Annotated in this window: 13 protein-coding genes; 9 read left to right on the top strand and 4 right to left on the bottom strand. The window is 69.0% G+C overall.

Annotated elements, in window-relative coordinates; all coding sequences use genetic code 11:
• The first annotated feature begins 107 nt into the window (after window positions 1-107).
• Window positions 108-626: a PaaI family thioesterase gene (locus tag TBIF_RS12520; protein ID WP_024795137.1), complete on the top strand. Its 519-nt coding sequence runs from the start codon at window positions 108-110 to the stop codon at window positions 624-626.
• Window positions 627-631: 5 nt separating this feature from the next.
• Here TBIF_RS12520 and radA read toward each other — a convergent pair whose 3' ends face one another.
• Entirely contained in the window at window positions 632-2,002 is a 1,371-nt protein-coding gene (radA, locus tag TBIF_RS12525) for a DNA repair protein RadA (protein ID WP_024795138.1), read from the bottom strand.
• A 93-nt stretch (window positions 2,003-2,095) separates the two neighbouring features.
• Entirely contained in the window at window positions 2,096-2,860 is a 765-nt protein-coding gene (locus tag TBIF_RS12530; RefSeq protein ID WP_148302255.1) for a hypothetical protein, read from the bottom strand.
• Window positions 2,861-3,329: 469 nt separating this feature from the next.
• On the opposite strand from TBIF_RS12530, the gene TBIF_RS12535 reads away from it, so the two are divergent.
• The 5 genes from TBIF_RS12535 to rlmB all read left to right on the top strand — a co-directional run bounded on the left by TBIF_RS12535 (window position 3,330) and on the right by rlmB (window position 7,462).
• On the top strand, window positions 3,330-3,818 hold the full coding sequence (locus tag TBIF_RS12535; protein WP_024795140.1) for a CarD family transcriptional regulator: 489 nt from the start codon (window positions 3,330-3,332) through the stop codon (window positions 3,816-3,818).
• Entirely contained in the window at window positions 3,818-4,516 is a 699-nt protein-coding gene (gene ispD, locus TBIF_RS12540) for a 2-C-methyl-D-erythritol 4-phosphate cytidylyltransferase (protein WP_024795141.1), read from the top strand. The genes TBIF_RS12535 and ispD overlap by 1 nt, the downstream gene beginning before the upstream one ends.
• Window positions 4,517-4,544: 28 nt before the next feature.
• Window positions 4,545-5,018: a 2-C-methyl-D-erythritol 2,4-cyclodiphosphate synthase gene (gene ispF, locus TBIF_RS12545; RefSeq protein WP_024795142.1), complete on the top strand. Its 474-nt coding sequence runs from the start codon at window positions 4,545-4,547 to the stop codon at window positions 5,016-5,018.
• Between the two features lie 81 nt (window positions 5,019-5,099).
• A complete protein-coding gene (gene cysS, locus TBIF_RS12550; protein WP_024795143.1) occupies window positions 5,100-6,503 on the top strand; it encodes a cysteine--tRNA ligase in 1,404 nt (467 codons plus the stop codon).
• Window positions 6,503-7,462, top strand: a complete 960-nt coding sequence (gene rlmB / locus TBIF_RS12555) for a 23S rRNA (guanosine(2251)-2'-O)-methyltransferase RlmB (RefSeq protein ID WP_024795144.1) — start codon at window positions 6,503-6,505, stop codon at window positions 7,460-7,462. Before cysS ends, rlmB begins: the two co-directional genes overlap by 1 nt.
• Window positions 7,463-7,495: 33 nt before the next feature.
• Here rlmB and TBIF_RS23565 read toward each other — a convergent pair whose 3' ends face one another.
• Window positions 7,496-8,722: an alpha/beta hydrolase gene (locus TBIF_RS23565; protein WP_024795145.1), complete on the bottom strand. Its 1,227-nt coding sequence runs from the start codon at window positions 8,720-8,722 to the stop codon at window positions 7,496-7,498.
• A gap of 95 nt (window positions 8,723-8,817) precedes the next feature.
• On the bottom strand, window positions 8,818-10,797 hold the full coding sequence (locus TBIF_RS12565; protein WP_024795146.1) for an acyl-CoA dehydrogenase family protein: 1,980 nt from the start codon (window positions 10,795-10,797) through the stop codon (window positions 8,818-8,820).
• 130 nt (window positions 10,798-10,927) lie between these two features.
• Here TBIF_RS12565 and hemL point away from each other — a divergent pair, with 130 nt between their 5' ends.
• The 3 genes from hemL to TBIF_RS12580 are packed head-to-tail and all read left to right on the top strand — an operon-like array spanning window position 10,928 to window position 13,517.
• Entirely contained in the window at window positions 10,928-12,259 is a 1,332-nt protein-coding gene (gene hemL, locus TBIF_RS12570) for a glutamate-1-semialdehyde 2,1-aminomutase (RefSeq protein WP_024795147.1), read from the top strand.
• On the top strand, window positions 12,256-12,915 hold the full coding sequence (locus TBIF_RS12575) for a histidine phosphatase family protein (protein WP_024795148.1): 660 nt from the start codon (window positions 12,256-12,258) through the stop codon (window positions 12,913-12,915). Before hemL ends, TBIF_RS12575 begins: the two co-directional genes overlap by 4 nt.
• On the top strand, window positions 12,912-13,517 hold the full coding sequence (locus tag TBIF_RS12580) for a TlpA family protein disulfide reductase (protein WP_024795149.1): 606 nt from the start codon (window positions 12,912-12,914) through the stop codon (window positions 13,515-13,517). The genes TBIF_RS12575 and TBIF_RS12580 overlap by 4 nt, the downstream gene beginning before the upstream one ends.
• Window positions 13,518-13,521 lie beyond the last annotated feature (4 nt).

Genomic DNA, 13,521 nt, shown 5'->3' on the forward strand with positions numbered 1-13,521 from the left:
GGTTAGCTGCCGCGGGCGAACTTATTCGGTCCCTGATCCGTGAGCGGCCACACATCTTAATGGGGCGGCCGCTGATCGGGGATGTTTCACGATTAGATTACTCACTCATGAGTAGTACATGGACCGTACCCGCGGAAGCGACGCTCCCGGACAGGCACCCGAGGGCTCCGAAGCTCGGCGAAGAGATCCACGCGCACTGGCGCGGCTGCTTCGGCTGCCGCCCCAAGGCCGAGGGCGGCATGGGCACGAAGATCATCCTCGAGGAGGGCCTCGGCGTCACCGGGGTGTTCGATGTGACCGAGGAGTTCGAGGGCGGCCCCGGCGTCATCCACGGTGGCGTGCTCAGCGCCGCGTTCGATGAGGCGATGGGCAGCATCTCGAGCCACCTCAACACGCCGGTGGTGACGGCCCACCTCGAGATCGACTATGCGCGGCCGATCTTGCTGGGCAGTCGGCTGGAGATCCGCGCCCGGATCGCCGGCATGGTGGGCCGCAAGCTGTACACCACGGCCGAGGCGTACGTGGACGGCAGCGGCCTGGTGGTCGCCACCAGCCGCGCGCTGTTCTTGACGATCGACCCCGAGGAGCACTTCAAGGACACTGCCGCGCTGTCCTCGCGCCTCTGAGATCATCACCCCGTCAGCGAGCGCAACGCCAGTGCGAGGTTCTCGGCCTCGAGTCTGCGCACGCCGGTGGGGAGGGCGCCCGCGCCCATGGGAATCATCGCCGCGTGGAAGCCCAGCCGGGAGGACTCGGCGATCCGCCGGTCGACGCCCGCCACCCGGCGCAACTCGCCGGCCAAACCAACCTCGCCGAGTACCACCAGCCCGTCCGGCAGCGCCCGATCCATAAACGCGGACGCGACGGCCATCGCGATGGCCAGGTCCGCGGCGGGCTCCGTGACCTTCATCCCGCCGACTGTGGCGACGTAGACATCCTTATCGGAAAGCTTTAGCCCGCAACGCTTCTCGAGCACAGCGAGGATCATCGACACTCGCGCGGAGTCGAGTCCGCTGACCGCGCGGCGCGGGGACGGGGTGCTGGATGTGGCGACCAGCGCCTGCACCTCGCCCAGGAGCGGCCGCTTGCCGTCCATGGTCACCGTCACCGCGGTGCCTGGCACGTTCGCGTCCCGGTGGTGCAGGAACAATCCTGACGGGTCGCTGATCCCGACAATGCCGCTGTCCCGCAACTCGAAGCACCCCACTTCGTCGGCAGCGCCGAAACGGTTCTTGATGCCGCGGACCATGCGCAGAGTCGAGTGTTTATCCCCCTCGAAGTGCAGCACCACGTCCACGAGGTGCTCCAGCGCGCGCGGGCCTGCGACGGCACCGTCCTTGGTCACGTGGCCGACGAGCAGGACGGCCACGCCGTGGGTTTTGGCGAGCGTCGTCAGGGCGCTGGTGACCGCTCGCACCTGCGTCACGCCGCCCACGACGCCGTCGACGTCTGAGGCGACCATGGTCTGGACGGAGTCGACAATGAGCAGGCTCGGGCGGACCTGGTCCACATGGCCGATGATGGTGTGCAGGTCGGACTCTGCGGCGAGCAGCACCTGCTCGTGGACGGCCCCCGTGCGCTCCGCCCGCATGCGGACCTGCCCCGCGGACTCCTCGCCGGTGATGTACAGGGCGGGGCCTTGGTCGAGGCGGGCCCACTTGTGCACGACCTCGAGCAGCAGGGTGGACTTGCCGACGCCAGGCTCGCCCGCCAAGAGCACCACGGACCCCGGCACGATGCCGCCCCCGAGCACCCTGTCGAACTCCGCCACGCCGGTGCTCCGGTAGTGCGAGGTGCTCGCGTCGACCTGTGTGATGGGCACCGCGGGGGTACTGGGCAGCATCGTGGTCTGCCCGGCACCGGATCTGCCCGCGGGGACGGCGGTCAGCGGAGCCGTCTCCTCCAACGAGCCCCAGCTACCGCAGTCCGGGCAGCGCCCCACCCACTTGGGTGCGACATGACGGCAGTCCGTGCACCGGTACGAACTCTTTTGCTTAGCCACAGCGGCAGCTTAGAACGTGCCTCCGACAACTCGTGAAAGCGCTGACGCCACCACCGAGAACGGTGATGGCGTCAGCGCGGAGACTCAGAGCGGCTAGTCGTGCGTCGCCGCAGTGGTGTCGGGCGCGCGACGGGGGACGTCGTGCCAGACGGCGAGGGGCGTCGGGATCTCGATGACGCCGGCGTTGGCGAACTTGAAGACCACCGTGACGCTCTCGCCGACCTCGCCCACCTTGGCGTTGTCGACGGCGTTGACCGTCACCCTGGAGGGGAGGGAGGAGTCGGCGGCGGGCGCCGCGGAAGTGGCCGCCGCGCTCGTGGTCGGCGCGGGGGTGCTGGTGGTTGACTCGGTCGCGTCACCGTCATCGGAGGTGGTGGTCTCCGCGGGCGTCGATGTCGAGGCGGGGCTGGACTGCTCCCCGGCGAGATCGCGGGCCGCGGTGCTGAATGCGGCCAACTCGGGCGTCGCGATGGCGCCCTTGGGGCGGACCGCGAAGTCGCCGTCGGCCAGCGTCAGCTCGTGCCCGTTGACGGTGATGCTCTCTAGCGTGTCCGCGTTCACCGGATCGGTGTTGACCGCGGTGAAGGAGATCTGCAGGAGATTCTGCTCGAGCGCGTCCTCCTGGCTCGGGTACAGCAGCTGCACGTCGTGGACACTGATGAGCCCGTTGGCGCTCATCCCCTCGGAACCGGTGACTCCGGGGGCCTGCGACGAGGTCTGGGCGATCTGGCCGGCGCCGCACGCGGACAGGCCCAGCGTTGCGCTTGCGCCGATGGCCAGGGCCACGATGGCGCGTCGGCCAATGAGACGTCGCGCTCCAGAAACGGAGCGGGTATTCGACGCAGTTGAGGCAGTCACGGGCGATCCTCCAGGACGTGTCGCGTGGTCAATTTCGCGTTTGATAAATAGGCACTAAGCCGGTCGCTGGCGGGGCGAAATGCAGTCCGCGCAGTGCTCGGTTCCTGGCTGGATGGTACCCACCTGAGGTGCCCCGCCGAGGGAAGTGCCCCGAACTTCTCCTACGTAGAGTAGTGCGCCTCCTGCCCAGAGTGAAAGCCCGGGTAGGCGTTCGCGGAATTTGGCGAGCCGGGGCTGCGGCGAGAGGCGCGGTCCGGCCGAGAGCCGCGTTGGCCTGAGTGCCGGCCAGGACAAGCCCAAAACGCCCCCGCCGAACGGGCTTTCGGAGGGTGTCGGTGCTGGTATGGGGCACGTCGAAAGCGTCGAATTGGCCGCTCTTGGACGCCTCACGGTGCCTGACCTGCATGGACGGAAACGGTGCAGCTCAGCGGCGTGTTAAGATGGGCACATCGAAAGGGGTACCGGACAGATGAATTTTGTTGTCGGAGATACCGTAGTTTATCCCCATCACGGTGCTGCGTTGATCGAGGCGATTGAGATGCGCACGATCAAGGGGGAAGCCAAGGAATACTTGGTCCTCCGCATTGCGCAGGGGGACTTGACGGTTCGAGTGCCGTCGTCGAACGCCGCGTACGTGGGCGTTCGTGATGTGGTCGACCAAGAGGGATTGAACAAGGTGTTCGACGTGCTTCGCGCGCCGCACACTGAGGAGCCGACGAACTGGTCTCGTCGCTATAAGGCCAACCTCGAGAAGCTGGCCTCTGGCGACGTGAACAAGGTCGCCGAGGTGGTGCGTGACCTCTGGCGGCGTGAGCAGGATCGCGGACTGTCCGCCGGCGAGAAGCGCATGCTGGCAAAGGCGCGGCAGATTCTGGTTGGCGAGCTCGCGCTCGCCGAGGGCACCGACACCGAGAAGGCCGACATTATTCTCGACGAGGTGCTGGCCACCGCGTCGTAATGCGTGTGGAAGAGCAAAAGCTGACAGCGAATGCCACGACTGCCGGCGGAACAGTGATCGCACTGGTTCCCGCCGCCGGGCGTGGCATTCGCCTTGAGGCGGGCATGCCGAAGGCGTTCGTGGAGCTGGCGGGCAAGCCGATGCTGGTGCGGGCGGTCGAGGGGCTGCTGGCCGCGGGCTGCGTGGACCAGGTGGTGGTGATCGTGCCCGCGGACCTCGTCGCGGCGGCGGCGGCCCTGCTCCCCGCGACGGTTCAGGTGGTCGTGGGCGGCGCGGAGCGCACCGACTCGGTGCGGTGCGGCCTGCAGGCTGCCGGCGACGCCGACTACGTGCTCGTCCACGACGCCGCGCGGGCGCTGACCCCGCCAGGCCTCATCCAACGGGTGGTCGCGGAACTGCGGAGCGGCCATCGGGCCGTCATCCCTGGCCTGGCTGTGGTGGACACCGTCAAGGCGGTCGACGCGTCGGGCATGGTCGTGGGCACCCCTGACCGGGCCACGCTGCGGGCAGTGCAGACGCCGCAGGGATTCGACGCCGAAGTGCTCCGGCGGGCGTATCGCGGAGAGTCCGGAGCCACCGACGACGCGGCCTTGGTGGAGTTGATCGGCGAGCAGGTGTTCGTGGTCGCGGGCGACGAGATGGCGTTCAAGATCACGCGCCCTATCGACTTGGCCCTCGCCGAGGCGTTGCTGGCATAGCTGTTGGCCGCATGACTATGGAGGACTAATGCAGTACGGCAGAGTCGGTATCGGCACGGACGTGCACCCCGTCGAGAGCGGCCGCCCATGCTGGGTGGCCGGCCTGCTCTTCGAGGACGCGGACGGCTGCTCCGGGCACTCCGACGGGGACGTCGCCGCCCACGCGCTGTGCGACGCGCTGCTCTCCGCCGCGGGCCTGGGCGACCTCGGCACGGTCTTCGGCACGGGCCGGCCGGAGTGGTCGGGCGCGTCTGGCGCGAAGCTGCTCACCGAGGTACGCAGGCTGCTGGGCGAACAGGGGCTGCTGGTGGGCAACGCCGCCGTGCAGGTCATCGGCAATAAGCCCAAGATCGGGCCGCGCCGCGAGGAGGCGCAGCGGGTGCTCTCGGAGGTGTTGGGCGCCCCGGTGTCGGTCTCCGCGACCACCACCGACGGGCTGGGCCTGACCGGCCGCGGCGAGGGCCTGGCCGCGGTGGCGACCGCGATGGTCGTGCCCCGCTAGGGCCTGGCCAATCGCCTAGTGTCAGCCGACACCGTCGGCCGATAGCACTGTATCCACCCCCAACCAGTAGGATATGCCCCTGTGACCCTGCACCTTTTCGACACTGAGACGCGGTCCATGCGTGAGTTCACGCCCCTGGTCCCCGGCCTGGCTTCGATCTATCTATGTGGGGCAACGGTGCAGGGGGCGCCGCACATCGGCCATGTGCGCAGCGGCGTCGCCTTCGACGTGCTGCGGCGCTGGCTCGAGGCCGGCTACGGCAGCGACGTCCACTTCGTCCGGAACGTCACCGACATCGACGACAAGATCCTCAACAAGGCGTCGGAGGCTGGCCGGCCCTGGTGGGAATGGGCCGCCACCTACGAGCGGACCTTCGCCGACGCCTACGACAAGCTCAACGTGCTGCCGCCGTCGGTGGAGCCGCGCGCGACTGGCCACATCACGCAGATGGTGGAGTTGATCGAGCGCCTCATCGACACCGGCCGGGCCTACGCGGCGGGCGGGGACGTGTACTTCGACGTCCAGAGCTTCCCCGAGTACGGCCGCCTGTCTGGGCACAAGCTCGACGACGTGCACCAGGGCGAGAGCGCTGGCGGGCACAAGCGCGACCTGCGCGACTTCACACTGTGGAAGGCCGAGAAGCCCGGTGAGCCGTCCTGGCCCACGCCGTGGGGCCGCGGCCGGCCCGGCTGGCACCTCGAGTGCTCTGCCATGGCGCGGACCTACCTGGGCGCGGAGTTCGACATCCACTGCGGCGGCATGGACCTCGTCTTCCCGCACCACGAGAACGAGATGGCGCAGAGCCGCGGGGCTGGCGACGGCTTCGCCCGGTACTGGCTGCACAACGGCTGGGTCACCATGGGCGGCGAGAAGATGTCGAAGTCGCTCGGCAACGTGCTCTCGATCCCGAACGTGCTCAAGCAGGTTCGGCCCCAGGAGTTGCGCTACTACCTGGGCAGTGCCCACTACCGTTCGATGCTCGAGTACTCCGACAACGCGCTGCGCGATGCCGCCGCCGGATACCGCAAGATCGAGTCCTTCGTGAACCGGGTGACCGATCGAGCGGGGGACGTCACCCCCGGTGAGTGGCCCGCGCAGTTCGCGGCGGCGCTGGATGACGATCTGGGCGTGCCGGCGGCATTGGCTGTCATCCACGGCGTCGTCACCGAGGGCAACCGGGCACTGGAGTCCGGCGATACCGCCAGCGCCTATGCGGCGGCGTCGCAGGTGCGCGCGATGATGGGCATCCTCGGCGTCGACCCGCTCGACGAGCACTGGGCGGTCGGCGGCGATTCGGAGGCCGCGACGGCAGCGTTGGACGTGCTGATCCAGGCGGAGCTCGAGCGCCGCGGCCAGGCACGCTCCGAGAAGAATTGGGAGGTCGCCGACCAGGTCCGCGATCGCCTTGTCAAGGCGGGTATCGAGATCACGGATACCCCCGACGGGCCGGAATGGTCCCTCAAAGCATCTGAAGGTGGAAACTGATGGCAGGCAATTCGTCCCGACGAGGGGCAACCCGGAATTCCGGTAGCAAGAAGGGGCAGGTCGTCGGATCCGGCGGCAAGGGGCGACGCGGACTCGCTGGCCGTGGCGCGACTCCGCCGGCCGAGGAGCGCACCTACCACGCTGCCGCCAAGCGGGCGAACCGTGTGGAGAAGGGCGCGCAGCGCGCCCGCGAATCGCACACCCGCCGCAAGGAGAGCCCGTACGAGAACGTCCTGGGCCGCAACCCGGTGCTCGAGTGCCTGCGCTCCGGCGTGCCCGCGACCGCGCTGTACGTGGCCGTCGGCACCGAGAACGACGAGCGTCTGACGGAGTCCGTCCAGCTGGCCGCAGAGGCCGGCATCTCGATCCTCGAGGTGCCGCGCACGGACCTGGACCGCATGTCCTCGAACGGCCTGCACCAGGGCGTCGCGCTGCAGATCCCGCCGTTCCGGTACGCGCACCCCGAGGACATGCTGGCCGAGGCGAAGCAGGCGTACAGCCCGCCGCTGATCGTCGCGCTGGACAACATCACCGACCCCCGCAACCTCGGCGCGGTGATCCGCTCCGTCGCCGCGTTCGGCGGGCACGGCGTGCTGATCCCGGAGCGCCGCAGCGCGAGCGTCACCGCCGTGGCGTGGCGCACCAGCGCCGGTGCGGCCGCTCGCGTCCCGGTGGCGAAGGCGACCAACCTGACCCGAACGCTCAAGGGTTGGAAGGATTCCGGAGTCATCGTCATCGGTCTGGACGCCGGCGGCGACATGACTCTGGATGACCTGGACGTGGCGCACGACGCGGTGGCAGTCGTCGTCGGCTCTGAGGGCAAGGGCCTGTCTCGGCTGGTCCGCGAGAACTGCGATCACATCCTGAGCATCCCGATGGCCGGCAACATGGAGTCGCTCAACGCCTCCGTGGCAGCGGGCGTCGTGCTCGCCGAGATCGCGCGGCAGCGCCGCAGTTAGCGCTCTGCCAGGGGCCGGGAGAGCCGACTCCCGTCAGCTGGTCAGCGCCGGCAGCAGGCGCGCTCGCATCGGCGCGACCTGCGGGCCGAACGTGTCCCAGTTGTGCAGTCCGAACGGGGTGAACACGACCTGGGCGTCGACGCCCTTGGCCGTCAAGCTGCGGTCCATCGTGACGGTGCACGCGTGTGTGGCCTGCTCAATGGCCGCGCCCTGGACGAAGCGCAGCATGTCGTGGTTGTTGCGGTCCCACTCGGCGCCGTCGGGGATGCCGGACGCGGCGGAGAAGAACAGCGACTTGCCGCGCAACGCGCCGATCTTCGCCACGCTGTTGTGGTCTTCATAGGCTGGCGAGTTGCGCGGACCCCACAGGTTGGCGACATTGCCGCCGCGGGTCTCCACCGTGATCTTCGTCAGCAGGAAGCCGATGTCGTCGGTGGGCGTGTAGCAGCCGCTGATCGCGCCGACGGACTCGTACATGTCCGGGTGGCGGACGGCGAGGTCCACCGCGCTGGCCGCGCCCATTGACAGTCCTGCCACACCGCGCTTGCCATTGAACGGGATCCGGCCCTCGAGCAGCGGCGGCAACTCCTCGGTCAGGAACGTTTCCCACTTGTTGCGGGACAGCACTGGGTCGTCTTCGGCCCAGTCCGCAAACAGCGAGCCATCCGCGCCGGTGGGCATCACGAGCGTGACCTGGTCGTCGGCGAAGATGTTATGGGCATTGCCCGGGAGCATCCAGCCGCTGGGCTCGGGGGAGTCGACGCCGTCGAGCAGATACAGCATCGGGGCCGGGGCCGCAGGATCCCTGGCACGCCAAATCTCGATGGCGAAGATGCGGTTCATCGACTTTGACGCCACGGTCCACGTCTCCAAGCGGTGGTCTCCGCTGTTGACCCGCGGGTCGCCATAGGTGCCCGCTCGCACTTCAGACTGTGTTATCGGCGTCTGCTCCATACCGATGGGCGGGGTGGCGTTGGTGTTCTGCGAGCCGGTGCCCAGCGTCGGCAGTGTGCCGGATCCCGAAGTGACGGACGAGCCCGACGAACCTGTGGAGCCGATGCCCCCGGCACCGGCCGCCAGACTCGACGGGTCGACGCTGTTGAAGGCGTCGATGGAGCCGATGTTCCCGACCGCGCCGGAGCCGCCGGACCCTGCGGAGCCAGGGGCCGCCCCCGCGATCGCGGGGGCGGCCCCTGGCAGCAGGATGGCACTGAGCAGCGCGGCGCCGATCGCGACGGCGGCGCGGCGGGGCTTGACCATGGAGGATCTCCCGTGCTCAGAGGTGACTTCGCAAGCTGGTGCGAGTCTGGCAGAGGCGGTGGCAGATCAGCCCAATTGATGCATCTTCGTGATGATTAATCGGCAGCGAGCCGCACGGCGTCGGTGCCCGGCCCGTCGAGCATGGCCGAGTTCAACAGGACCTGGGGGATTCCGAAGCCCTCCACCAGTGTCAGCGCGTGGGGGCGGAGCGTGCGGCACAGCTCGTTGAGGTGCCGGGTGACGGCCTTGGCGCGCTCGACCGACAGCATCCGGTGCTCCATGAACCAGGCCTTGTCCGCCTCGATGGTGCTGAGGGTGAACAGTGTGCACACGTCCGCGAGCAGCGCGGCGGTGTCCTCGTCCGCGCAGGCGTCGATCGCCTCGAGGAAGGACTCGAGGACCACGCGGTCGATGTGCGCGGCGCCGGCCGCCAGGATGTGGTCCTGCACCGAGTTGAAGGCCTCGAAATCGTCGACCTCGCCGTCATCGTCAAGATCGTTGTCGGGGTTCTTCGCCGCCCCGCGGAGCCGGCGGGCCGCGGTCTCGAGGAGGTGGTCGGCGCGGAACTCCAGCAGCCGCAGCTGGGTGGAGCTCTGGGCCAGGTCTGCGTCCTCGACCTTCTCGTCGGAGGAGTCCAGCAGGGACTGGATGAAGGTGCTCACCGCGCTGCGCTCACGCAGGGTGCCGGTGATGGTCTCCGCCACGAAGCGCAGCCAGCCCACCGCGCCGAAGTCGGAGACCTCGTCGGCGTACGCGGTGAGCAGCTCCTTCGCGACGAGCTGGGTGAGGACTGTGTTGTCGCCCTCGAAGGTGGTGAACACGTCGGTGTCGGCCTTGAGCGTGGTCAGGCGGTTCTCGGCCATGTAGCCGGCGCCGCCGCACGCCTCACGGGCCTCCTGGATCGCGCGGGTGGCATGCCAGGTGGTGGCGGCCTTGATCCCGGCGGCGCGGCCCTCGAGCTCGCGTTGGGCGTGGCGGTCTGGGTCTTCGGCCACCTGCAGGTCATGCATATCCGAGACGAGCTGGTTCTGGGCGAAGCCCAGCGCGTAGGAGCGGGCGATCAGCGGGAGCAGCCGTCGCTGGTGCGCCAGGTAGTCCATGATCAGCACCTCCTGGCCGTCGGGCACGTCAAACTGGCGGCGCTGCGTGGCGTACCGGACGGCGATCTCCAGCGCGAGGCGGGTGGCCGAGCCCGCGGAGCCGGCGACGCTGACCCGGCCCCGGATCAGGGTGCCCAGCATGGTGAAGAACCGGCGGCCCAGGTGGTCGATCGGAGAGGTGTAGACGCCGTCGACGTCGATGTCGCCGTACTTGTTGAGCAGGTTCTCCCGGGGCACGCGCACGTTGTCGAAGGTGATGCGGCCATTGTCGACCCCGCGCAGCCCGCCCTTGAGGCCGTCATCCTCGGTTCGCACGCCCGGCAGGTCGTTGCCGTCCTCGTCGCGGATGGGGACCAGGACGCAGTGCACGCCGTGGCTCTCGCCGTCGGTGATCAGCTGGGCGAACACCGCGGCCATCCGGGCGTGCAGCGCGGCGCCGCCGATGTAGTCCTTGGTGGCCGACGGGGTGGGGGAGTGCACGACGATCTCGCCGGTGGCCGTGTCATAGGTGGCGGTGGTCTCGAGAGCCTGCACGTCGGAGCCGTGCCCGATCTCTGTCATCGCGAAGCAGCCCAGCAGCTCGAGGTCGATCAGCGGGCGGATGTACTTCTCGTGGTGCCGGGCCGTGCCCAGGTTCTCCACGGCCCCGCCGAACAGTCCCCACTGCACGCCGGCCTTGACCATCAGGGACAGGTTCGCGAACGCCATCATCTCGATGCCGGTGACCGCGCCGCCCGGATCGCCGGTGCCGCCATGGTCCGCGCTGAACCCTGTCGCCGGCCAGTCGGTCTTCGCCAACTCCTGCATCTGGGCCAGGGCCAGGGCGCGAGCCTCGTCCAGCGGCAAATTGGGATCGTCGAGGAACCTCGGGTCTGCCAACTGCTCGCGGCTCGCTTCGCGGATATGGGCCCAGCGGCCGTCGAGCGCCTGGCGGAGATGGTCGGCGGTGGTCATCTGCAGCGGTTGAGTCGACATGTCCGAAGCCTATGGGTGACGGCCGGATCTTGCAGGACTGTCTGGATCGCCGAGTCTAAAAGTTTAGAAGGTGTTCAACGGCATAGCCCCTGACGTTGGCAAATTGATAAGAACTGGGACAATCGAGGTCGTGACTGCCTCAATCCACCCCGCCGACCGTGATGTGCCCGTGTCGGCGGGCCTGTTCAAGCGCGCTTCTGCTGTGATCCCCGGCGGGGTGAACTCCCCGGTCAGGGCCTTTGGCTCCGTCGGCGGGACCCCGCGCTTCATCCGGGAGGCTCGGGGCTGTCGGCTGACCGACGTCGACGACAACACCTATGTCGACCTGGTGTGCTCGTGGGGGCCGATGATCCTGGGCCACTCGCACCCCGAGGTCGTGGCGGCCGTGCAGGAGGCCGCGACGCACGGGCTGTCGTTCGGCGCGCCCACCGTCGGTGAGGTCGACCTGGCCGAGGAGATCGTCCGCCGGATCGACGCCGTCGAGCAGGTGCGCCTGGTCAACTCCGGCACCGAGGCGACGATGTCCGCGGTGCGCCTGGCGCGCGGCTTCACCGGCCGCAGCAAGATCATCAAGTTTGCGGGCTGCTACCACGGGCACGTCGACGCGCTCCTGGCCGAGGCCGGCTCCGGCCTGGCCACGTTCGGCCTGCCGACCTCGCCCGGCGTGACCGGCGCGCAGGCGTCGGACACCATCGTGGTGCCCTATAACGACTTGGCCGCGGTCGGGCGGGCGTTCGCGGAGAACCCCGGCGAGATCGCGTGCGTGATCACGGAGGCGGCCGCCGGCAACATGGGCACCGTCCCGCCGCTGCCCGGCTTCAACCAGGGCTTGAAGGACGTCTGCGCCGCGAACGGCGCGCTGCTGATCATGGATGAGGTGATGACCGGCTTCCGCGCCAGCTCGACAGGTTGGCATGGGATCGACGGCGTCGCCGGCGACCTGACGACCTTCGGGAAGGTGATGAGCGGCGGGCTGCCCGCCGCGGCCTTCGGTGGTCGCGCGGATGTCATGGCGCACCTGGCCCCGCTCGGCCCCGTCTACCAGGCGGGGACGCTGTCCGGGAACCCCGTTGCGGTGGCCGCGGGCCTCGCGACGCTGCGGGCGGCGGACGACGCGGTGTACACGGCTCTGGAGCGCAACTCCCAGCGGCTCAGCAGTATCCTCGGCGCGGCGCTGACGGCGGCGGGCGTGGAGCACCAAATGCAGAACGCGGGCACTATGGTCGGAGTGTTCTTCTCGCCGACCCCCGTCACCAACTACGACGAGGCGCGGGCGAGCCAGACCTGGCGCTATCGACCGTTCTTCCACACGCTGCTGGAGCATGGCGTGTACGCGCCGCCGAGCGCGTTCGAGACGTGGTTCGTGTCCGCGGCGCTAGACGACGATGCGTTCGAGACCATTTCCACCGCAGCGACCGCGGCGGCGCGTGCAGCGGCCGCAGCCAAGGAAGGCGACCAGTGAGCCAGTTGAGCCCTGCCCCCGAAGACAAGACCCGCACGGTGGTCCACTTCCTCCGGCACGGGGAGGTGCACAACCCCACTGGCATCCTTTACGGGCGGCTGCCGAACTTCCGGCTGTCCCTCAATGGCCAGTCGCAGGCCCGCATCGTGGGCTCGGCGCTTGCCGACCATGACGTGACCCATGTGGTGGCCTCGCCGCTGCAGCGCGCGCAGGAGACGGCCCAGCCGATCGCCGCCGCGCATGGCCTTCAGATCGCGACCGACGACAACCTCATCGAGGCGGACAACGCCTTCGAGGGGCTGCGGGTGGCCGTCGGCGACGGCGCCCTGCGCCGGCCCCGGCACTGGGCCAAGCTGCGGGACCCCTTCACCCCGTCCTGGGGCGAGCCGTACCTGCAGATCGCGCACCGCATGCTCGCCGCCGCGAACACCGCCCGGGACGCCGCGCGCGGCCACGAGGCCGTGTGCGTGAGCCACCAGCTGCCGGTGTGGACACTCCGGCGCTTTATGCAGGGCAACCGCCTCTGGCACGACCCCCGCAACCGCCAGTGCGGTCTCGCGTCGCTGACGAGCCTGATCTACGAGGGCGACCTGCTGGTCGACATCGTCTACTCGGAGCCCGCCGGCGCGTCCGACCCCATGGTGACAGGGGCATGACCAGGTCCCCCAAGGCTTGGTTGGCCGGGGCGGTGCTCGCGCTATGTAGCGTGCTGACGCTCTCCGGCTGCGCGACGGGCACCGACGCGGTGGCCACCGGCGGCGGCACCTTCGACTTCGTCTCGCCCGGCGGGCAGACCACGATCCGCTACGACCCGCCCGCTGATCGCGGCAGCATCGGCACGCTCTCCGGCGATGACCTCATGAATGCGGGCGCGACCGTGGGACTCGAGGACTTCGACGACCAGGTCGTGGTGCTCAACCTCTGGGCCAGCTGGTGCGGCCCCTGCCGCGGCGAGGCTCTGGCGCTGGGCGAGGTGGCGGCTGTCACATATGACCAAGGGGTGCGGTTCCTCGGCCTCAATGTGAAGGACACCCCCCGCTCCGGCGCGCAGGACTGGTACACGTCGAACAAGGTCGACTACCCGTCGATCTACGACCCGAAGATGCGCAGCGTCATCGCGCTCGGCTCATTCCCGACCAGCGTGATCCCGTCGACGATCGTCCTCGACCGTGAGCATCGCGTCGCGGCGGTGTTCCTCAAGGCGCTCACCGCAGAGGAGCTGCAGCCGGTGGTCGAGGAGATCGCCGCCGAACAGTGACTGA

This window comes from Tomitella biformata AHU 1821, from assembly GCF_000524475.1.
GTDB classification, from domain to species: Bacteria; Actinomycetota; Actinomycetes; order Mycobacteriales; family Mycobacteriaceae; genus Tomitella; species Tomitella biformata.